The following is a 21023-nucleotide window of genomic DNA, read 5'->3' on the forward strand; positions in this document are numbered from 1 at the left end:
ACAGTATTGCTCTGGGCTGTATCAGTCATTACATGAACGGTACGGGGTGAAATGCTCGATGACGGATGGGTATGACTGTTACCAGAATGCGTTGGTGGAGCGGGTGAGCGGGGTTTTGAAAGGAGAGTTATTGTTGCAAAGCCCGCAGGATTTGACGCAAGCGCGGGAAATGGTGCGTGAAGCGGTGGATATTTACAACGAGGAGCGACCGCATCATGCGTTGAAATTCAGAACCCCCGATGCGGTACATAGGGGATTCTGAGAAGAGAAATGCTAGTTGCAAATGTGTAAACCTATTTCAGGACTAGACACTCATTAACGCACACTCATTAATGAAAATGCCCTATCCAAAGAGAAAGGATTGGGCTGCAACATAATGATCTCAGAGTTGAGCATCCGGCTGGTTGGCGGGGGCGGCCTTGATAAAGGCTTGCAACTGTTCGCAGTTGGCGACGATGCGGTGGATAGTGGGGTAATCGTCCAGGGTCATGTCGTAGCGGCGGGCGTTGTAGACCTGGGGCACCAGCATGCAGTCGGCCAGGGTCACTTCGTTGCCGACGCAGTAGACACCGGCGGTGGTCATCAACAGCTGTTCGAGGGCGGTGAAGGTCTCGTCAATCCAGTGGCGATACCAGCGAGCCTCCTGCTCGTTGTTAGCCCCGAAGTGCTCTTCCAGATAGTTGAGCACCCGCAGATTGTTGAGCGGGTGGATATCACAGGCGATCATGTTGACGATCTGGCGCACCCGGGCCCGCGCGTCGGGGGAAGAGGGCATCAGAGAGTAGGCTGGATAGGTCTCGTCAAGGTACTCCATGATGGCGACCGACTGACCGATCTGCACATCGCCATCCACCAGAAACGGCACTAGCCCTTGCGGGTTGATCCGGCGATAGGCCTTCTCGCTCTGCTCGCCTTGCCGCAAATTGATGGGATGCTGCTCGTAGGCGAGCCCCTTGAGCTGCAACACGATCCGCACCCGAAAACTTGCCGACGAACGCCAATAGCCAAACAACTGCAACATAATCTGTCCCTGCATCTTATCTGGGCCCGAAGCCCGGCAGGTGCTCGCCACCTGCCTCCTTGTGTATCCGGCACCGGTTGAGGGCTCGTCGTGATCCGGACATATCCCGAATATCCTTGCCGCCAACCGGCGCTGGCCATCAACCTCCCTGACCGCTCGCTGGCACCACCTGTTGAGAGATGGTGCCAAACAGGTTTTGGCCAGAGCGATCTTCCATCGCGATCGACACTCTATCACCAAACTGCAAATAGGGGGTTATAGCTTGATCACAATCAAGAATTTCCAGCATGCGGCGCTCGGCGATGCAGGATGAACCGGCGCTGCGATCGTAGTTGGAGACGGTACCGGAGCCGATGATGCAGCCCGCACCGAGCGGGCGGGTCTTGGCCGCATGGGCAATCAACTCGAAGAAGCTGAAGGTCATGTCCACCCCGGCATCAGGTGCGCCAAACAGGGCACCATTCAGATGGGTGTGCAGGGGCAGCAGCACCTTGCCATCGCGCCAGTCATCGCCGAGCTCGTCCGGGGTGATGGCCACCGGCGAGAAGGCGCTAGACGGTTTGGACTGGAAGAAACCAAAGCCCTTGGCCAGCTCCGCCGGAATGAGGTTGCGCAGGCTCACGTCGTTGACCAGCATCAACAGTTTGACGTGACTGGCGGCCCCCTGCGGGCTCACCCCCATCGGCACGTCGTCGGTGATGATGGCCACCTCCGACTCGAAATCGATCCCCCACTCTTCCGAACCCATGACAATCGGCCCACGGGGAGCCAAAAAGCTGTCGGAGCCCCCCTGATACATCAGGGGATCGTGCCAGAAACTCTCGGGCATCTCGGCGCCGCGCGCCTTGCGCACCAGCTCCACATGGTTGACGTAAGCGCTGCCATCGGCCCACTGATAGGCGCGCGGCAGCGGAGAGAGGCAAGACGCTTCATCAAAGGGGAACGCCTCGGCCACGCGGCCCTCGTTAAGCTGCTGATAGACAGCCTCGAGCCTGGGGGCAACCTCGGCCCACTCGTCGAGGGCGGCCTGCAAAGTCGGGGCAATCTCGCTCACCCGCACCGCTCGGGCCAGATCCCTGCTCACAACCACCAAAGCGCCATCGCGCTTGCCATTGTTCAATGTTGCCAATTTCATAAGCGATTCCTTATTTGCCGGCAGCCGCGCTCGGGCGCTGCCAGCTGGAGACATACCGGGTGTTCTCGATCCCTTCGCACAGACTGCCAACGTTCAGCGCATCGCGGGTATCGAGCATCACCGCCACCTCGTCGGTGAACTTCTTGGCATAGGCCTGCCCTGCCGCAAACGCCTTGGGATGGGGGCCGTGGGTGAAACCGGCGGGATGGAAGGTGACCATGCCCCGCTCGATATTGTCCCGGCTAAAGAAGTCCCCGGCGTGGTAAAAGAGCACCTCGTCGTAATCGTCATTGCTGTGATAGAAGGGCACCTTGAGGGCGCCGGGATCGCTCTCGATGGGGCGCGGCACGAAGGTACAGATCACGAAGCGACTCGCCACAAAGGTAGAGTGGGCCGACGGCGGCAGATGGTAGCGGTGGCTCATCAGCGGGCGGATATCCCGCCAGTTGAGGCGCACCACGCACAAGTCGCCGTGCCACCCTTGTGCATCCAGCGGGTTGAACGGCCAGGTGATGACCGACACCTGATCGTGGCGCTTCACCTGCAGCGACCAGGGATTCTCATCCTGCTGGGCCAAAAAGCGCTCGTTGATGGCGGGTACATCCAGCGCCGCCGGGTCGAAGATGGCGTGATTGCCCACCAGCCCCTTGTCCGGCAGCTGGTAGCTGTCGTTGGTCGCCTCGATCATCAGGATGAACAGGGGCGCCGTCGGCTCGATGCGCCACATGGTGCCACGGGGGATCACCACATAGTCACCGTCCCGCAGGCTCAGGTGGCCGTAGTCGCAGAAGAACTCGCCGCTCCCTTCGTGGATAAAGAGCAGCTCGTCGCCATCGGCGTTGCGCACCAGAAACGGCATCGCCTCGGAGAGCCGCCAGATGCGATAGCGGCAGTGGGGGTTGCTAAGAATGTCGGGAGCCACCCAAGGGGAGAGCGAGCTTACCTCCTCTTGCAGGGCATTGAGGTCAAACAGCCGTGGCCGCAGCGGCCCCTCCCAACTGCTCCAGTCGGTGGGGGCATGCTTGTGGTGCATGTGGGTGGCGGGGCCGAAAAAGCCGCTGCGCCCCAACTCGCGCTCATAGATGGCCTGCTCCGGCAGGTCGGCATGGGCCTGCCGGGAGTGGGTTCCCTCCCGATGGGGGAAGTTAATCCAGTTACGCATCGCTCGCTCCCTCTTTGCGGGCACCCTTCTCATCCTCGACGCCATCCAGCACGCCACGGCGGATCTGGTCCAGCTCGATCGATTCAAACAGCGCCTTGAAATTGCCCTCACCAAACCCTTCGTTGCCCTTGCGCTGGATGATCTCGAAGAAAACCGGGCCAATCACGGTATCGGTAAAGATCTGCAACAGGATGCCATCCTTGGTAGGGGAGCCGTCGATGAGGATGCGCAGCTCTTTGAGGGCCGCCAGATCCTCCTGATGCCCCTCGACCCGACTGTTCACCTTCTCGTAGTAGGTATCCGGGGTCGGCATAAAGCCGGTACCGCGGCTGCGCAGGGTGCGGATGGTGTGGTAGATATCGCTGGAGGCCATGGCGATGTGCTGGATCCCCTCCCCCTTGTACTGACGCAGGTACTCCTCGATCTGCGACTTGTCATCCGCCGACTCGTTGATGGGGATACGGATCTTGCCGCAGGGGGCGGTCATAGCGCGTGAATGCAGCCCGGTCAGCTTGCCCTCGATATCGAAGTAGCGAATTTCACGGAAGTTACCGATCCGCTCATAGAAGTTGGACCAGACATCCATATTGCCGCGATGGACGTTGTGGGTCAGGTGATCGATCTCCATAAGACCGGCATCCACCTCTGCCATCCGGGACTGCCAGTCGGGGTAGAAGACAAAATCCACGTCATAGATGGAGCCCTTGTCGCCATAGCGGTCGACAAAGGAGAGCGTGCTCTCGCCGATACCGTAGATGGCGGGAATATTGAGCTCCATCGGGCCAATCTTGCCGACAAAGGGCTTGGCCCCCTTGGCGATGGCGTACTGCTGGGCTTTGCCCGCATCGCTCACCCGAAATGCCATGCCGCAAACGCTCGGCCCGTGCAGGCTGGCAAACTGCTCCGCCTGGGAGTGAGGCTCGGCATTGACCACAAAGTTGATATCCCCCTGCCGGTAGAGCCAACACTGCTTGTGTTTGTGCTTGGCGACCTCGGCAAACCCAAGCGAAACGAACAGGCTCTTGAGGGCGGCAATCCCCTTGGCATCGGGGGCTGTGTACTCGACAAACTCGAAACCGTCTGTGCCTAACGGATTGATGGTATGGGTGGCGGAAGAGGTGGCATTCATCGGGCGCTCCTTGCTCTTGATTCGGTTAAAACGGATTGCGGCACCCAGCGGCGCGGCAAGTGTTAACAACTTGTTTCATTAGAAGCAGGGCGTAGCAGGAATAGAAGAGGCGGGTTGCAGATAGTTTTTCGCAGCTGGCAGCAAAAGATGTAAATGAATTGTGACATTCAAGCTGCAGCCCTGCGGATCAAACGGTGACGACCAGTATGGCTGTCAGCTTTGCATTACAGTTGCCAGTTTTTGACCATCAGATGGGGCAAGCAGGCCCGGGCCTTTTGCAGTCGCACAGGCGTCGGATTGATCAACCACGCCTCTTTCCCCAACTCCAGCAGCGGCAGATCGTGCAGGCTGTCGCTCAAGGCCAGCTCGGCATCGAGGGCGCAAATCTCTGGCAACAGCTTGTGCTGGCCGTGGCAATAGAAGCGGGGCATCAGGCCGCCAAAACGGTAGTGCATCTGCGAGCCAATGATCCGGTGGGGCAACTGGCCGGGCAGTTGCTGATAGAGCTGGGCCCGCACCAGCGCGCAGGGACTGGCGGAGATCACCCAGCAGCGCGCCCCCTCGTGTTGCAGCAGATCGCGAGCCTGACAAAACAGTCCCGGCCTGGTGCGGCAATAGGCGCGCACCAGCTTGCGCCAGCCCAAAGGAGAAAGTCCCAACGAGATGGCCCACCAGATAAGGGAGATACCGCGCCGCCGCTGGCTGGGAAGAAGATAGACCAAGCCACCCAGCGCAATCACTGGCAACAGCAGCAGCGGCCAGATCCGGCGGCGCAGGATATAGCACAGCAGACCGGCGTGGCTGTCGCCGGGGGCCAGGGTGTCGTCAAAGTCGGCCAGGATCCAGCGCGGTGCACGTCCGTCAGGATCACGCTCTTTCGCTGAATGGATAATGGCGTCGGACGCTGGGCGCATCAGCATCAGGGCGCAAGGGCTGCGATGGCTGCCGTGAGCTCGGGAGTGACAAATTCACTCCCCACATCGGGCGGGCAGACAAAATCGAACGGCTCGCACGCCAGGGTAAAGCTGAGCCGCCAGGCGTGCAGATAGCCGCGATCGGCTGGCGTGCCGCCATAGCGCTCATCCCCGAGAATGGGGGCGCCGATACTTTTGAGGGCAACCCGGATCTGGTGGGTTTTGCCGGTCTGGGGCTTGATGCGATAGAGCCGCAGCCCCTCGCGCACCGACACCGAATCAAACCAGCTGATGGCGGGGTTTTCCAGCGTGCGAGCCAGCATCCAGCTACCGCCGCGCCCCTTTTGCATATCCCCCTTCACCCAGCCCTGCTTTTTCTTGGGTTTGCGATCGGAGAGCGCCAGATACTGCTTGGTCACCTCACGGGCCGCAAAAGCCATGCTCAGCTCACGGTTCGCCTCCGTGGTGCGGGCCAGCAGCACCAGCCCAGAGGTCATCTTGTCGAGCCGGTGTACCGGATAGAGAGTGAGCCCAGTATCGGCCTTCACCCGATTGACCAGTCCCGGATTGACCGCCTCCCCGTCGCCCTTCTCGTCATGCATGCCGATGCCGGGCTGCTTGTCGATAACCAGGAAAGAGGGATGCTCAAACAATATCCGGTACATAAAACCTCGGGAACTGGGGGATAAGGCACGCAGCCAACGACTGGCGGCGCTCGGGAGTGCTGCATTCTCCCTGCTCATCCGCCATTTGGCAAACCGGACAGGCGGAGGATAAAGATAAAAAATGGCCCCGCCTGCAACAGGCGGGGCCATTTTCGCTCATCTTGGCAGCTCAACCCTTACACATTGCGCGGGCGCAGGTGGGCGTGCCAGCGCGCTTCCCACTTCTTGAACAGCCAGACGATGACAAAGGTGAGCAGCATATAGAGCAGCCCTGCGGTCAAAAACGCCTCGAACGGACTGTAGTAGCGAGAGTTGATGATCCGCGCCGCGCCGGTCAGATCGACGATGGTGATGATGCCCGCCACCGCTGAGCCTTGCAGCATGAAGATCACCTCGTTGCTGTAAGCCGGCAGTGCCCGACGAAACGAGTTGGGCAAAATGATCCGGGTCAGGGTCTGCCAGCGAGTCATGCCAAAGGCGTTGGCAGCCTCAATCTGGCCGCGCGGCATATTGTGTACCGCCCCGCGCACGATCTCGGCGGTATAGGCGGCGGTATTGAGGGTGAAAGCCAGCAGCGCACAGAACCAGGCTTCGGAGAAGAGCGACCAGGCGGCACTGTTCTTCAGCCACTCCCACTGGGCGGCGCCGTAGTAGATGATAAAGAGCTGCACCAGCAGCGGGGTGCCGCGAAAGAAGTAGATATAGGCCCAGATTGGCCCCTTGATCAGCCAGTTGCGGCTATTGCGCAGGATGCCCATGGGCACCGCCAGCATCAACCCAAGGATCAGAGAGAGGGCCACCAGCCAGACGGTGGTATAGAGCCCCTCCCAGTAGGTGGGCCACTCTTTGAGAATGATTGAGAAATCCATGGCTTACCTCGTCTTGATGGCATAGTGACGCTCGGCCCACTTGAGCGCCGAGGTGGAGACTGCGGTGAAGATCAGGAAGATCAACGCCACCGCCATGTAGAAGGTGAAGGGTTGCTGGGTCGAGCCCGCCGCCAGCGAGGCTTTACGCACCATGTCATCGAGGCCGATGATGGAGACCAGCGCGGTGGTTTTCAGCAGCACCAGCCAGTTGTTGCCAAACCCCGGCAAAGCGTGGCGCATCATCTGGGGGAAGAGGATCCGCACAAACACCTGGGTTGCCCGCATGCCAAAGGCCCGTGCGGCCTCCAGCTCGCCTTTGTCCACCGCCAGAATGGCGCCGCGAAAGGTCTCGGTCATGTAGGCGCCAAAGATAAAACCGATGGTCGCGACACCGGCCACAAAGGGGCTGATGTCGATATAGTCCGGGAGCAGGGAGACCCACTCCTGATTGGGATTACTCTCCAGTAACCAGCTGTTGTAAGTCTCGTTGACCCAGGTGCAGATGCCGTTGATCAGCACCTGGCCGCCAAAGAAGAGCAGCATCATCAGCACCAGATCAGGGATGCCGCGAATGATGGTGGTGTAGCCGGTGGCGATGGCCCTGGCCCACTTGTAGGGAGAGAGTTTGGCCAGCGCCCCCAGCATCCCCAGCAGCAACGCCAGCAGCAGGGAGGCCAGCGCCACTTCCAGGGTGACCCAGGCGCCCTCCAGCAGCGAGGCTTCGTATCCTTTCAAATCAAACATATGCAGCTCCATCGCCACTGAATCTTCACGCACCTGCTAACCAGAAGGCTCCATAGCAGTCCGAATGAAATATGTGCAGCTCCATTGCAATCAATGCGGGCCCGTAAACTCCCTCAGGGAGGTGACGGGCCCGATGACTACTGACGGGATCAACCTGTCGTTACTTGCCGTAGACGTCTTTGGACTTACTCGCCGTATACGTCGAACTCGAAGTACTTGTCGTTGATTTCCTTGTACTTGCCGTTGGCACGCAGCGCCAGAATGGCGGCGTTGAATTTCTCTTTCAGATCCTTGTCAGCCTTGCGCACCGCAATACCGGCACCCTCGCCAAACCACTTGGGATCGGTCAGTTTCGGGCCGACGAATTCGAAGGCATCACCCCCCTCTTTCTTCAGCAGACCGTCGGTGATGGCGGCAGAGTCGGCCAGCACATAGTCCACACGACCGGATTTCAGATCGAGATAGGCTTCATCGGCGGTGCCGTAACGCTTGATGGTGGCATTGGGGAAGTTGTCGGTAATAAAGGTATCCATGGAGGTTGCACGCTGCACCGCGACGGACTTGCCTTCCATAAAGGCTTTGTCGAGCTGAACATCAGTGCCCTTCTTGGCGGCGAAGCGGGCCGGAATGTGCTGGTACTTCTGGGTGAAGTCCACCTTCTTCTTGCGCTCTTCTGTGATGTCCATGGTGGCGATGATGGCGTCAAACTTGCGCGACAACAGCGCCGGAATGATGCCGTCCCAGTCCTGCTTGACCAGGGTGCACTTCACTTTCATCTCTTCGCACAGGGCGTTGGCGATGTCGATATCAAAACCTTTCACCTCGCCACTGGGCTCGGTCCAGGAGAAGGGGGGATAGGCACCCTCAACCCCGATCCGGACCTCTTTCCACTCCTTGGCCATCAGGCTACCGGACGCGAGGGCAGTAACTACGGCTGTCGCCAGCATCAGCTTGTTCATGTATCTCTCCTTGATAAAACAGTTGATTGGGTAACCAGGCATCCCGCCATCAGTAGATGGAGGAGATGAATTGCTTGAACCGCTCGGATTTGGGATGGGCGAAAATCTCCTTGGGGTTGCCCTCCTCTTCCACCCGCCCCTGATGCAGAAACATCACCTTGTTCGATACATCCCGGGCAAACGACATCTCGTGGGTCACCACCAGCATGGTGCGCCCCTCTTCGGCCAGCTCGCGCATCAGACCGAGCACCTCCCCCACCAGCTCGGGATCCAGCGCCGAGGTGGGTTCATCGAACAGCATCACCTCGGGCTCTACCGCCAGCGCACGGGCGATGGCGGCCCGCTGCTGCTGACCACCGGAGAGGTGGCCGGGATAGTAGTCACGCCGCTCCCAGAGTCCAACCCGGTTGAGCAGTTGCTCTGCCTTGGCCAGTGCTTCGGCGCGAGGTACCTTGAGCACCTGGATCGGCACTTCGATGATGTTCTGCATGATGGTCATGTGTGACCAGAGATTGAAACTTTGAAACACCATGGCCAGCCGGCTGCGGATCCGCTCCACCTGACGCATATCCTCGGGCAACCGCTCGCCGGCGCGGCTGGTTTTCATCCGGATCAACTCGCCGTGGAGCGAGACGGTGCCGGATGAGGGGGTTTCGAGCAGATTGATACAGCGAAGAAAGGTCGACTTCCCCGAGCCGGAGGAGCCGATAAGGGAGATCACATCCCCCTTGTGGGCGGTCATGTCGATGCCCTTGAGCACTTCGTGGGTGCCAAAATATTTGTGCAGATCACGTACTTCCAGTGCGGCAACGTCGCTCATCCATTACAACCTTGTCTGTCCCTAGACGCCGCAGGGGGCGTGACTCAACCATCGTCCATTTAACAAAAAGTTAACCGATGGCAACCTTCAGCGAAAATATCACCCGGATAGTGAAAAAACAATACAGAACGAGGGTCTTCAGGGGATTCGCTCTATTTTTATTCGCTCTTTGCGTATTTTTCAGCACTTTGTTTGCATAAACAGCCGTTTCAATGGCTATTCCGATAACGCCTTTTTATACCCCAATCATATCAGTGGCAAGAGAAAAGCGTGATGTGTGCCAAACCGGCACCAAAATGGCTTTATGCACCCCCTTGCCGAGCGAAATATCGGCCCCCCGATCGGATCGACTTGATTTCATTGGTTCACTCGGGCTCGCACAGAACCTTTTCAAACAGAGAGGTTGTGGCAAAAAAGTAACAATCCGCCCCCAAAAGGGCTGTTTTTGGCCATGAAAGCGAGAGATATGTGACACAGAGCCAATAAGTAATGATAAGGTGGTGTTTTTATCAGTTTTTGTGATCGAGGCCTCGATGCTGCTCAATGTGTTGCTGATCCTGTTGCCACTGGCAATCGGCTATCTGGTTCCCCTCTCCTCTGCCCGACTGATCAAGCTGGTCAACCAGAGTCTGGGCAAGATGGTCTACCTCATTCTGTTTCTGATGGGGCTCGGGCTTGCCTATGTGGAGAACCTGGGCAGCAATCTGGCGGTGATCTTCAAGGTCGCCGGGGTGATGCTGACCGCGATCACCTTCTGCAACCTGCTGGCCCTCTGGTGGCTCGACAAACGCACGCCGCCGACCCACGAGGCGAGCGATGCCAAGATGCCGGGCAAGTTACACCTGTTGTGGGAATCCCTGCAGCTCTGCTTTGTGGTACTCGGCGGTGTGCTGATGGGCCTACTGGTGGATCTGCGCGCCCTGCCCATCGACAAGTGGAGCGAGTGGGCCCTGATGCTGCTGCTGTTTCTCATCGGGGTGCAGATGCGCAACTCCGGCATGCGGCTGCGCCAGATCCTGCTCAACCCCTGGGGGATGAAGATAGCCGCCACCGTCATCCTCAGCAGCTGGCTGGGTAGCCTGCTGGCGGCCCAGTTGCTGGGGATGCCCTTTGCCCATGGTCTGGCGATGAGCTCGAGCTTCGGCTGGTATTCGCTCTCCGGCATTCTGGTGGCCGACAAACTGGGGCCGGTGCTCGGTTCTGCTGCCTTTATCAACGATCTTGGGCGCGAGCTTATCGCCATTCTGATCATCCCGGTCCTGATGCGTCGCCACCCCTCGGCGGCCATCGGTTACGGCGGCGCCACGGCGCTGGACTTCACCCTGCCGGTCATCCAGAAATCAGGGGGCATTCAGGTGGTGCCGGTGGCCATTGTCTCCGGCTTTATCCTGAGCCTGCTCGGCCCCATCCTGATCCTCGGGTTTCTGGCGATCTAAGCCTGATTCCCACACTGCAGATCAAAAAGCCCGACCTTGTTGTCGGGCTTTTGCTGTTTGGAGCAACCACGCACTGGCTGCGATATTGCTCGCAGCCTTATTCGCGCCACAGGCCGCCACTCATCACCCGTTCGATAGCAAACGTCCGGTCGTGCACCAGCAGCAGATCCGCATCCTGCCCGACCCCGATACGCCCCTTGCTGCCAAGCCCCAGCGCCTGCGCCGGATTGCTCGTCACCACAGTCAATGCCGTCTCCAGCGAGACACTGAGCCGGGTCGCACGCACGCACTGCTGCCACAGGCTGGCAATCTGGCCACAGCGCATCTCAATTAGCCGCCCTTCGCCATCAAAGCGCGGCAGGCTGGCGTTCGCATCCGAGCTGAAGGTGATGCGCTCGGCAGGCACATTGGCGGCCAGCAGCTCGAGAAACGCATCGGCGGCAAGCCGCTCGCCATCCTCCAGAAGATCGGGAAAGCTCGAGGTGGTGAGGTCAACCCAACCTCCCGCCTTGCCCCACTCGATGGCCTCGGCAAAGAGCCAGGGGTTGCGGTTGCAGTGGGTAGGATAGAGCTGGCGCAGCGGAATATCAGTCTCATCGCGCAGAGCCCGCAGGGGGGTCAATGCCCCCTTGCCATCCCCGACATGGAAGAAGCTGACCCCGCTCTTGCCCGCAAGCAGCCCTGCCACCCGCGCCTCGCTGGCAAGCCTGGCCAGCTCATCGTGGGTCGGCGCACTGGATCTGTGGTCGCTGATGGCCACCTCCCCCACCCCCAATACCTCGGGGATCAGGATGATGTCCGACTCCACCGTGCCGGTCAGGGTCTTGACCGGCAGATGGTAAGAGCCGGTATACATAAAGGCGCTCACCCCGGCGGCGCGAAACTCGCGCACCTTGCCGAGCACCTGCGCGGGAGTGCGGGTCAGGCTGTCGGTGCCAAGCGCCGCCACCAAGGTAGTGACGCCGGCCTTGAGCGCCTCGCTCACCGCCAGCTCCGGGGTGCGAAAAGCAAAGCCCCCCTCACCGCCGCCGCCCGTGATATGGGCCAGCGGATCCACCAGCCCGGGCACCAGATAGCGGCCACGACCATCGACCCTGTGCAGCGGCCAGTTTGTGGGCACCGTCAACCCCTTGCCCATCCAGGCGATACGGCCATCAGCCACCAGCAGATCCTGCTGGCCAAGGTGGGTGGGGCTGAAGATCTCGGCCCCCTCGATCAGGGTCAACATGGCGATCCTCCTTGCACGATTGTCGCTTACCCAATGAAAAGAGAGGGAGCAAGCTCCCTCCCCCCGTCAACCACCATATATATCGTACTTGAAGTACTTCTGGTTGATCTGCTGATAGGTGCCGTTGGCACGCAGGGCCTTGATCGCCTCGTCCAGCTTGCCCTTGAGCTCCTTATCGCTCTTGCGCACGGCGATCCCCATCCCATCACCAAACCACTGGCGATCGGTCAGGGCAGGCCCCACATAATCGAACTTGTCGCCCCCCTCCTTGCCAAGGAGCCCCTGCTCGATGGCAGAGGCATCGGCCAGCAGGGCCAGCACCCGACCCGCTTTCAGATCGAGATAGGCCTCATCGGCATTGCCGTAGCGGACTATGGTGACATTCGAGCCAAAATTGTCGGTCAGGTACTTGTCGTGGGTGGTGGCACGCTGCACCCCGATGCGCTTGCCCGCCATGCCTTCCGGGGTCAGCGTCAGCTCGGTCCCCTTGGCCGCCACAAAGCGATTGGGAATATGGGCATATTTCTCGGTGAAATCGACCTTCTGGCGCCGCTCGTCGGTGATCGACATGGCGGCAATGATGGCGTCATATTTGCGCGACAGCAGGGCCGGGATCATGCCGTCCCAATCCTGCGCCACCAGCTCGCACTTGACCGCCATCTGCTGACACAGGGCGTTGGCGAGATCGATATCAAACCCCTTGATCTCGCCCGACGCATCGGTCCAGGAGAAGGGCGGGTAGGCCCCCTCCACCCCGAAGCGCACGGTTTTCCACTCCTTGGCCATGGCGGGGGTGGCCAGCAGGCTGGCAACAAACAGGGCTGAGAGGGTCAGTCTGATCTTCATCATGTGTACTCCATTACATAAAAAGCGCACAAGCGCGGACAAGGCACCGCAGGCGAATGCATGCGATGACCAAAAACGGCAAAATCTGGATGAGCGAGATCACGCCCGAGCGGGCGTCAGTGAACTGCTCCAGGGGTTCGATCTATTCGTCGAACCACTCGGAGAGATAGAAAGGCTTGAAGTAGAAGGCCAGAAAAAAGCCTCTGGCTTTGCGCATCATGGTGGTTTGTCGCGTCCTGTGACAAAGATGGCAATCACCTTAGCACGCCCGAATTTTGCCCGGCAAGAGGCAGCCGCCAGGCAGTAGCAAAATCCCGATCATGGTCAAGGCAGGCGGGATCCGTTAGGCTCGAAGCACCTTGCCATCCCATAACAGACACACAGCGACCGATGAATTTTCTGGCCCATCTCCATCTGGCTGCCCACACCGGAAGCTCCCTCACCGGCAATCTGCTCGGCGATTTCGTCAAAGGCACGCTGCCCACGGGGCTTGCCGCCCACTTCGATGAGGGGATCTGGCTGCACCGCAAAATTGACGCTTTCACCGACAGCCACCCCGAGCACAAGGCGGCCGTCGCCTGTTTCGAGGCCCCCTGGCGCCGCTTTGGCGCCATAGTGGTGGATATGATCTACGACCACTGGCTGAGCCTGCACTGGGGACTGTTCAGCACCGAGCCCCTGCCCCGCTTCCTGCAACGCAGTTATGAGCAGCTATTGGCGGATCACCCACGCCTGCCGGACGGACTGCCACTCCCCCTCAAACGGATGGCCGAGCAGAACTGGATCGCCTCCTACCGCCACAGGGAGGGGCTGGGGCAAGCGCTAAATGGCATCGGCCGCCGACTGCGTCGCCCGGTACAACTGGGAGAGGCGCTGCTGACCCTCGATGAGTCGCAGTGGCAAACATGCGAGGCGGGATTTCTGCGCTTCTATCCCCAGCTGATGGACTTTAGCCAGCAGCAGCTGGCCCAATATCGGGCAGCCCAAGGGGCACAGTGACCCCTCTGGATAGAGCTGCTTCCCCATAAAAAACGCCCCTTGCGGGGCGTTTGTCATCAGTTGGCTTCGTCTTTCTTTTTGCGAATGCTTAAGCCCAGCTCCCGACCACGCAGTCGGGCGTAATAGATGGTGCCGACAAAGGCGAGAGTGGTGAAGACCAGCTCCACCACCGCCAGCCACCGCTCCCCCTCATCCGTGGTGATCAGGGTGAGGGCGTGGAGGAAATAGGGCATCAACACGAAGTTGCCCCAGGCGTGGGTGTAGGGGTTGCCCTGCACTATCCCCTTGAGGGGAAAGAGCAGCGGCACCGTCCAGATCACCGGCAGCAGCCAGGGGTTGAGGTCCGGATGGGGTGATAGCCACAGATGCCAGAGGATGACCCAGCCCAGCAGACCAAAGAAGCCGACCAGAGTCAGCCAACGTGCGAAGCGGGTGCTCACTTGAGGATCTCCAGCACCTGCTCCGGCGGGCGACCAATGCGGGCCTGACCATTCTTGATGACAATTGGGCGCTCGATCAGCTTGGGATGCTGGTGCATGGCGCGAATAAGGGCATCACCGCTGACATCGGCCAATCCCAGCTCCTTGTAGAGCTCTTCCTTGGTGCGCATCAGCTGGCGGGGATCGCTAAAACCGAGCAGAGAGAGCAGGTTGCGGATCTCATCTTCGCTTGGGGCCTGCTCCAGATAGAGCACCACATCAGGGGCGATCCCGTGCTGTTCCAGCAGGGCCAGGGTTTCGCGACTCTTGGAGCAGCGCGGATTGTGGTAGATTTGGGTCTCGCTCATGGTAACTCCCTGATTAATCGCAAGATGGGATTAGAAACGGCGCTATTGTAGGGGAAAGTGATGGTCAGGGTAAGCGGCAGTGGAAAGGAATTGAAACGAATTTGTTGGCTGATTGTGGCTGGCCTGCTGGGCGCTTGCACGCCCGCCCCCAAATTTACCGATGCAACAGGGCAGTCGGTCAGCCTGCGCCACTTTGCCGGCAAGCCGCTGCTGGTCAACTACTTCGCCCCCTGGTGCGCCCCCTGCCTGCGAGAGATGCCGCGCCTCAACGGGCTGGCAGCGGAGGGCCAGATCACAGTGGTGGCCATCAACTACGACCCGACCACGCCAGCAGAGCTGAACAAGCTGGCTGCGCAGTATCACATCAAGGTGCCGCTCCTTATTGCCAATGAAGATGCCAGGCTCCCCTTCCCTCGCCCAAGCGGCCTGCCCACCAGCTATCTGCTCGATAGCGAGGGCAAGCTCAAGCAGACGCTGGTCGGCGAGCTCGACCAGCAGCAGATCGAGATGCTCAAGGCGACCGCCAGCGGCATGAGTCACTAGCCCATCGCTGCTATCACCGTCCCCCACATCAACGCCACCGCCATAAACAACAAGGGCGCACCATAGTGCGCCCTTGTTTGATAGGCTTCGTTAGCCCTTGAGGCTGTCGAGATCCTTTTTGGCCCGCTCCAGCTCGGTGATGCGCGCCTCCAGACGAGCCAGGGTCATCCGGTCGCTGGTGGTACCGCGTGCCACGATCAGCTCGTCGATGGCCGCCTGATAATCCCCGCGCAGTGCGAGCATCTCGGCCCGCGCCATATGCAGCTCGGTCATTCTGCCCGCCTTGCGATAGGCATCGGCCAACAGGTTCCAGGCCAGATTGTTCTCCTCATGGGCACGGGCATAGGGGTCGAGGATGGCGATGGACTTCTTGTAGTTGCCGCTCTCGAGGTAGGCGTTGCCGAGGTTGACCACCACCACTTCGTTATCCGGCATCCGGCTGCGGAACTTCTCGAGGCGCGCGATGGCCTGAGCACTGCGCCCCTTGGCCAGATCGATGTCGGTCTGGGCATCGACGATAAAGAGATCTTCCGGATGACGGGCCGCCAGCTCCTGCATCAAGGTATCCGCCTCGTCGGTGCGCTTGAGCTGGATCAGCGCCAGCGCCTTGCCATAGATGGCGGCATCCTTGAGCGGATAATCCCCCTTCTGGATCCGGCTATCAAAGTAGCTCAGCAGCCCCTGCGGGGTATCGGTACCAAAACGCACCTGAATCCGCACCTTGGCCAGCCAGAAGTCGAGGCTGGGCGGCAAGTCGCGGCGGCCATAGCTGCCCGCCCGAGCGCGGGCCTCGCTGATCCGGGTCTCCGGCAGCGGGTGAGTCAGCAACATTTCTGGCGGCTTGCTGGCATAGCGATACTCGGCAGCCAGTTTCTGGAAGAAGTTGGCCATCCCCATGGGATCGAAACCGGCATCATAAAGCGTCTTCATGCCGATCCGGTCCGCTTCGTATTCGTTGTCGCGGGTGTAGTTGATGGCCGACTGCATGGAGAGACCGAGCGTGGTCTGCAACGCAGCGATACCGGCAGTCGGGTTGATCACCGCCAGCGCGATGGAGCCCACCAGACCGGCCAGGGTCACCGCCGAGCTGCTCGCCTGCGCTTCCATATAACGGGCGATATGGCGCTGGGTCACGTGAGTGATTTCGTGGGCCAGTACCGAGGCCAGCTCGCTCTCGCTGTCGGCGTAGAGGAAGAGGCCGGTGTGCACCTTGACTCGCCCGCCGAGGAAGGCGGCCGCGTTGATGCTGGGATCATTGATGAGGAAGAAGGTAAACGGGAAACGCACCCCATCGGCGTTGGTCAGCAATCGCTGACCCAGATCGTCAATGTATTGGCTCAGCACCGGATCATCGATAATCGGCAGACCCGCACGGGCAAAGCGCATAAAAGCGTTGCCGTAACGCACTTCCTGCTCGATGGGCAGGGCAGCAACCCCGGCCGTGCCGATGTCGGGAAGCTGATTGTTGGCCTCGGCATGAAACGTGGCGCCCATCAGGGAAGCCAGCAGGGGAAGCGATGCCATCAGGGGGGAAAAACGTGCCACGTTATCTCTATCTCCATCAGAAAGGGCCTCGGCAGAATACCCTTGCCCATCAAGGGCTACAAGCGTTGTTTCATGCTCTTATCACGGCCATAATAGCGGCCACCTGCCTGATGGAGCCCCCATGGAAATTCTCGACCTGACCCCCTGGCGTTGCCCCGAGCCGCTGATCCGGCTCAAGCTCTGGTTAAGGGAGGCCAAAAGCGGTCAAACCGTCACCATCCGGCTGGCCGATGCGGGCTCCCGGCAGGATATTCCGGCCTATCTGCACCGTCAGGGCCACCATGTCGAGGTGCAGCAAGAAGCGGACAAAACCCTCTCTTTGCAGTTGGTTGTCGGGGCTAAACAACCATCTTGAGCCCCAGTGATGTAAGGATGCCGTCATGTTAGAAGTATTGAAGCGCTGGTATCAGACCCGTTTTTCCGATCCCGATGCCGTTACCCTTTTCCTGTTGCTGGTGTTCTGCTTTGCCATCATCTGGCTGTTTGGCGATCTGCTGGCCCCCCTGCTGGTGGCACTGGTAATGGCCTATCTGCTGGAGTGGCCGGTCGCCCGGCTGCAAAAAGCGGGGCTGTCGCGCACCCTGGCCACCAGCGTCATTCTGATCCTCTTTATTGCAGTAGCAGTCGCCTCCTTGCTGGGTCTTATCCCGACGCTGGTCAGTCAGGGGATCAATCTGGCCAAAGAGGCGCCGGCCATGCTGACCCACGCTCAGGATTATGTCCGCACCCTGCCTGACAAATACCCCGAGCTCATCGACGTCAGTCTGGTGGAGACCGTCATCGACAATATTCGCCAGCGCATCCTCAGTGGCGGCGAGCATCTGGTAAGCGCCTCCCTCAGCTCGCTGGTGAACGTGGTCGCCATCATGATCTACCTCATTCTGGTACCGCTGATGGTCTTCTTTATGCTCAAGGACAAGCGGGTACTGATGGGCAGCCTGCGCCGTTTCCTGCCGCGCAACCGCACCCTGGTCAACCGGGTGTGGGTGGAGATGAACAACCAGATCATCAACTACATCCGCGGCAAGGTGATCGAGATCCTGATCGTCGGCATCGCCACCTATGTCCCCTTCGCCCTGATGGGACTGCGCTACTCGGTGCTGCTGGCGGTCGCGGTCGGCTTCTCTGTGCTGATCCCCTATATCGGCGCCGCCGTGGTGACCGTACCGGTAGCCATGGTCGCCCTGTTCCAGTGGGGGCTCACCCCCGAGTTCGCCTGGCTGATGGTGGCCTATCTGGTCATTCAGGCTCTCGATGGCAACCTGCTGGTACCTGTGCTTTTCTCGGAAGCGGTCAACCTCCATCCGGTGGCCATCATCATCGCCGTGCTGGTCTTCGGCGGCTTGTGGGGATTCTGGGGAGTCTTCTTCGCCATTCCCCTCGCCACCCTGGTCAAGGCGGTGATCAATGCCTGGCCAAAACGCGAAGAGATGCCCGGTGCCGCAAAATAACCTGCTTCCCCTGCAATCGTGACAACGGAGTGTCCATGACCTTTTTTCGTCAAATCAGAGCGGCAGGGCTGACGGCCCTGCTCCTCGCTGCCGCCCTGCCAGCGCGTGCCGATATCGATCTTGGCGCCATGGATCTGCTCACCAGCGACAGCCCAACCAGTCCGGTGCCACAAGGCTTTGTCGCCGGTGCGGCGCTCATCGGGGGGCAGGCCCGTTATGAAGCGCAGGACAACGCCCTCTACGCCATCCCGGGCTTTATCTACTTCGGCGACGACTTTATGTTTCTGGGAGATCGGGCCCGCTACTACTTCCACAAGGATGAGAACGTGGCCCTCTACGGCTATGGCCGGGTCCGTTTTGGCAATCTGGATCCCGAGGACTCTCCGGCCTTTACTGGCATGGAGCAGCGAAAATGGCAGCTGGAAGGCGGGATCGGTGGCAACATCATCACCCCCTACGCCCTGCTGACCGTGCGTGCCAACAGCGATGTCACCGGCCGCAGCAAGGGACAGGAGCTGCTGCTGTGGGCCGATTTCCCCATCCTGCGTGACAACCTGCTGATCATGCCGGGGATGGGGCTGATGCTGCGCAGCGACAAGATGGCCAACTACTACTTCGGCGGCATCTCCGAGAGCGAGGCAACCGCCCAGCGGCCTGCTTGGGATACCGGTACCACCCTCTCCCCGATGACGGCCCTCATCACCAGTTACCGCTTCAGCCCCAACTGGGTTGGCATGTTTGCCATGAACTACGAATGGTATGATCGGGACATCAAAAACAGTCCCATCGTCCAGCACGATGGCGAACTTTATGCGGGTTTTGCGCTGGGCTATATCTGGTAACGGTTATGAGTCTTGAACCGTGAGACACAACCAAACAAAAGGGAGCCCTCGGCTCCCTTTTTCACGGCCATCATCAGGCTGCCTATTCAAGCTTACAGCGTCGCCAGAAAATCGGCCAGCTGCTGATTGACGAAGGCCGGATTTTCCAGCGACGAGATGTGGCCAGCCATCGGGATCTCCCTGAACGGGCAACCCAGCACCTCGGCCATCAGATAGCCCTCCAGCACCGGACGGGCCTTGTCCTCGCAGCCGGTCATCACCAGTGCGGGAGTGGTGATCTCCTCCAGCCACTCGATACGATCTTCGCGGGTCACAAAGCTGCGGCCCACCGCCACCATGGCGGCGATCTTCTCGTTTGGCCAAGCGGCCAGACGCGCCTTGAAATCGGCCTGCAAGTCGGCATCGGGCTGGTTCGCAAAGAAGATAGGCGCCACCTGTTCGATGATGGGCGCCGGCACGGTGCCGAGCTGCTCGATCATCGCCAGCATGCCGAGGTAGCGCTCGCAGGTGATCTGCGGTTCCAGGCCGACAAAACTATCCATCAGCACCAGACCCTTAAGGCGGTTTGGCACCATGCGCGCCAGCTCCACACCCCACATACCGCCGATGGAGAGGCCCACCAACACGAACTCCTCAATGCCGAGGGCATCGAGCAGCGCCAGGTGATCCCGCGCCAGAGTCGCCAGGGTGCAGCCACCTTCGGGGAGCAGGTCGGAATCGCCGTGGCCCCACAGCTCGGGAACGATGCAGCGATAGCTGCCCTTGAGCGCCTCGATTTGCGGCGCCCACATGGCGCTGTCCCACAGATAGCTGTGGCCAAACAGCAGTACCGGCCCTTGCCCTTCATCCAGATAGGCCATCCGGCGGCCCGCTATCTCCATAAAATGCTTCATGTTATCTCCTGTTGCCAGCGATGGGCGGGCAGTGTATCACGTCCCCCTTGGCAGGTGACGCCTCCCTGGTGCAAGCTGACAGTGACTCAAAGAAGTCACCCATGAAAGGATGCCAAAAGGAGAAGCCCATGGCGAAGGAGAAGAGCAAGAAGCGGCCACGTCTGGACAAGAAGTGCTACGAGCACCACCTTGCCCATCTGCAGGAGGAGCTGGTCAAGCTGCAGGAGTGGGTCAAGCAGGAGGGGTTAAAGGTAGTGGTACTGTTCGAAGGACGGGACGCCGCGGGTAAAGGGGGCGTCATCAAGGCGATCACCGAGCCGCTCAACCCCCGGGTCTGCCGGGTCACGGCGCTGCCCGCCCCCTCCGATCGAGAGCGCTCCCAGTGGTACTTTCAGCGTTATGTGGCCCACCTGCCCGCCGCTGGCGAGATGGTGCTGTTTGACCGATCCTGGTACAACCGGGCCGGAGTCGAGCGGGTGATGGGATTTTGCAGCGACGCCGAGTATCGCGAGTTTCTGCGCGCCTGCCCCGAGTTTGAGCGGATGCTGATCCGCTCCGGCATCACGGTGATCAAATACTGGTTCTCGGTCAGTGACGAGGAGCAGGAGAAGCGCTTTAAAGAGCGGATCAACACCCCCATCAAGCGCTGGAAGTTCAGCCCGATGGATTTGCAGTCCCGCTCGCGCTGGGTGGAATACTCCCGCGCCAAGGATGACATGTTCACCTACACCGACACCGAGGATTGCCCCTGGTTCGTGGTGGAGGCAGATGACAAACGCCGTGCCCGCCTCAACTGCATCGCCCATCTGCTGAGCAAGGTGCCCTACGAGGCGATCCACTACGAGCCTATCAAGCTTCCCCCCATCAAGACCGAAGGGTATGAGCGCCCGCCGCTGGCCAGCCAGACCTTTGTGCCCGATATTACCGCCGAACTCGAGGCTTGAACCGGGTTACCTTGCCTATCTGCATGTTCAAATCGCAGGCAATAAAAAGCCGGTCTGACGACCGGCAAAAAGGCATTGATTATTAAGAAAG

The 21023-nt window shown here is 60.0% G+C and carries 24 protein-coding genes; 8 read left to right on the forward strand and 16 right to left on the reverse strand.

Features of this window, described 5'->3' with window-relative positions; genetic code table 11:
* On the forward strand, positions 1-262 hold a 262-nt coding region (locus tag AACT07_RS17265; protein WP_139123864.1), incomplete at its 5' end, for an integrase core domain-containing protein.
* A 120-nt stretch (positions 263-382) separates the two neighbouring features.
* Here the strand turns inward: AACT07_RS17265 and maiA are convergent.
* The 10 genes from maiA to AACT07_RS17315 form a co-directional block, all read right to left on the reverse strand.
* On the reverse strand, positions 383-1021 hold the full coding sequence (gene maiA / locus AACT07_RS17270) for a maleylacetoacetate isomerase (RefSeq protein WP_069529192.1): 639 nt from the start codon (positions 1019-1021) through the stop codon (positions 383-385).
* A gap of 139 nt (positions 1022-1160) precedes the next feature.
* Entirely contained in the window at positions 1161-2156 is a 996-nt protein-coding gene (locus tag AACT07_RS17275; RefSeq protein WP_069529141.1) for a fumarylacetoacetate hydrolase family protein, read from the reverse strand.
* 10 nt (positions 2157-2166) lie between these two features.
* Positions 2167-3318, reverse strand: coding sequence for a homogentisate 1,2-dioxygenase (locus AACT07_RS17280; RefSeq protein ID WP_069529143.1), 1152 nt, complete (start codon positions 3316-3318; stop codon positions 2167-2169).
* A complete protein-coding gene (hppD, locus tag AACT07_RS17285; protein ID WP_069529145.1) occupies positions 3311-4447 on the reverse strand; it encodes a 4-hydroxyphenylpyruvate dioxygenase in 1137 nt (378 codons plus the stop codon). The genes AACT07_RS17280 and hppD overlap by 8 nt, the downstream gene beginning before the upstream one ends.
* A 224-nt stretch (positions 4448-4671) precedes the next feature.
* Positions 4672-5367 carry an HAD family hydrolase gene (locus AACT07_RS17290; RefSeq protein ID WP_069529147.1) on the reverse strand — a complete coding sequence of 232 codons (696 nt, stop codon included), beginning with the start codon at positions 5365-5367 and terminating at the stop codon, positions 4672-4674.
* Complete coding sequence (locus tag AACT07_RS17295; protein ID WP_069529149.1) at positions 5367-6026, reverse strand: TIGR01621 family pseudouridine synthase; 660 nt, start codon at positions 6024-6026, stop codon at positions 5367-5369. The genes AACT07_RS17290 and AACT07_RS17295 overlap by 1 nt, the downstream gene beginning before the upstream one ends.
* 176 nt (positions 6027-6202) lie before the next feature.
* The gene (locus AACT07_RS17300) at positions 6203-6895 is read right to left on the reverse strand and encodes an ABC transporter permease (protein ID WP_005337302.1); all 693 of its coding nucleotides are present in this window, start codon (positions 6893-6895) and stop codon (positions 6203-6205) included.
* Between the two features lie 3 nt (positions 6896-6898).
* Positions 6899-7639, reverse strand: a complete 741-nt coding sequence (locus AACT07_RS17305; RefSeq protein WP_005352911.1) for an ABC transporter permease — start codon at positions 7637-7639, stop codon at positions 6899-6901.
* Between the two features lie 185 nt (positions 7640-7824).
* Positions 7825-8598 (reverse strand): ABC transporter substrate-binding protein, encoded by a 774-nt coding sequence (locus AACT07_RS17310; protein WP_005337307.1) that lies wholly within the window; start codon positions 8596-8598, stop codon positions 7825-7827.
* A gap of 49 nt (positions 8599-8647) precedes the next feature.
* Positions 8648-9418, reverse strand: a complete 771-nt coding sequence (locus AACT07_RS17315) for an ABC transporter ATP-binding protein (protein WP_005337310.1) — start codon at positions 9416-9418, stop codon at positions 8648-8650.
* Positions 9419-9951: 533 nt separating this feature from the next.
* Here AACT07_RS17315 and AACT07_RS17320 point away from each other — a divergent pair.
* Positions 9952-10854, forward strand: a complete 903-nt coding sequence (locus AACT07_RS17320) for a lysine exporter LysO family protein (RefSeq protein WP_069529150.1) — start codon at positions 9952-9954, stop codon at positions 10852-10854.
* A 97-nt stretch (positions 10855-10951) separates the two neighbouring features.
* Here AACT07_RS17320 and iadA read toward each other — a convergent pair whose 3' ends face one another.
* Both iadA and AACT07_RS17330 read right to left on the reverse strand, forming a co-directional pair.
* A complete protein-coding gene (iadA, locus tag AACT07_RS17325) occupies positions 10952-12082 on the reverse strand; it encodes a beta-aspartyl-peptidase (RefSeq protein ID WP_069529152.1) in 1131 nt (376 codons plus the stop codon).
* Between the two features lie 66 nt (positions 12083-12148).
* Complete coding sequence (locus AACT07_RS17330; RefSeq protein ID WP_019445361.1) at positions 12149-12931, reverse strand: ABC transporter substrate-binding protein; 783 nt, start codon at positions 12929-12931, stop codon at positions 12149-12151.
* 387 nt (positions 12932-13318) lie between these two features.
* Between AACT07_RS17330 and AACT07_RS17335 the strand changes: the two genes are divergently transcribed.
* Positions 13319-13927, forward strand: coding sequence for an acyl carrier protein phosphodiesterase (locus AACT07_RS17335; protein ID WP_069529155.1), 609 nt, complete (start codon positions 13319-13321; stop codon positions 13925-13927).
* Positions 13928-13983: 56 nt separating this feature from the next.
* Here the strand turns inward: AACT07_RS17335 and AACT07_RS17340 are convergent, their stop codons facing one another.
* Together AACT07_RS17340 and arsC are read right to left on the reverse strand one after the other, a co-directional pair.
* Entirely contained in the window at positions 13984-14367 is a 384-nt protein-coding gene (locus AACT07_RS17340; protein WP_005333836.1) for a DUF2069 domain-containing protein, read from the reverse strand.
* Positions 14364-14714 (reverse strand): arsenate reductase (glutaredoxin), encoded by a 351-nt coding sequence (gene arsC, locus AACT07_RS17345; RefSeq protein ID WP_040066495.1) that lies wholly within the window; start codon positions 14712-14714, stop codon positions 14364-14366. The genes AACT07_RS17340 and arsC overlap by 4 nt, the downstream gene beginning before the upstream one ends.
* Before the next feature lie 60 nt (positions 14715-14774).
* Between arsC and AACT07_RS17350 the strand changes: the two genes are divergently transcribed.
* Positions 14775-15257, forward strand: coding sequence for a TlpA family protein disulfide reductase (locus AACT07_RS17350; protein ID WP_069529157.1), 483 nt, complete (start codon positions 14775-14777; stop codon positions 15255-15257).
* A 90-nt stretch (positions 15258-15347) separates the two neighbouring features.
* On the opposite strand, the gene AACT07_RS17355 is transcribed toward AACT07_RS17350, so the two are convergent.
* Entirely contained in the window at positions 15348-16802 is a 1455-nt protein-coding gene (locus AACT07_RS17355; protein WP_005333848.1) for a beta-barrel assembly-enhancing protease, read from the reverse strand.
* 121 nt (positions 16803-16923) lie between these two features.
* Between AACT07_RS17355 and AACT07_RS17360 the strand changes: the two genes are divergently transcribed.
* The 3 genes from AACT07_RS17360 to AACT07_RS17370 are packed head-to-tail and all read left to right on the forward strand — an operon-like array spanning position 16924 to position 19095.
* Positions 16924-17157, forward strand: a complete 234-nt coding sequence (locus AACT07_RS17360; protein WP_069529159.1) for a sulfurtransferase TusA family protein — start codon at positions 16924-16926, stop codon at positions 17155-17157.
* Positions 17158-17182: 25 nt separating this feature from the next.
* Positions 17183-18253, forward strand: coding sequence for an AI-2E family transporter (locus AACT07_RS17365; RefSeq protein ID WP_069529160.1), 1071 nt, complete (start codon positions 17183-17185; stop codon positions 18251-18253).
* 35 nt (positions 18254-18288) lie between these two features.
* Positions 18289-19095, forward strand: coding sequence for a MipA/OmpV family protein (locus AACT07_RS17370; RefSeq protein WP_069529162.1), 807 nt, complete (start codon positions 18289-18291; stop codon positions 19093-19095).
* Between the two features lie 92 nt (positions 19096-19187).
* Here AACT07_RS17370 and AACT07_RS17375 read toward each other — a convergent pair whose 3' ends face one another.
* Positions 19188-19988 (reverse strand): alpha/beta fold hydrolase, encoded by an 801-nt coding sequence (locus tag AACT07_RS17375; RefSeq protein ID WP_069529164.1) that lies wholly within the window; start codon positions 19986-19988, stop codon positions 19188-19190.
* A gap of 128 nt (positions 19989-20116) precedes the next feature.
* Here AACT07_RS17375 and ppk2 point away from each other — a divergent pair, with 128 nt between their 5' ends.
* Entirely contained in the window at positions 20117-20932 is an 816-nt protein-coding gene (ppk2, locus tag AACT07_RS17380) for a polyphosphate kinase 2 (protein WP_069529166.1), read from the forward strand.
* The last annotated feature ends 91 nt before the right edge of the window (positions 20933-21023 follow it).

This window comes from Aeromonas sp. ANP5, from assembly GCF_963870295.1.
Classification (GTDB): domain Bacteria; phylum Pseudomonadota; class Gammaproteobacteria; order Enterobacterales; family Aeromonadaceae; genus Aeromonas; species Aeromonas veronii.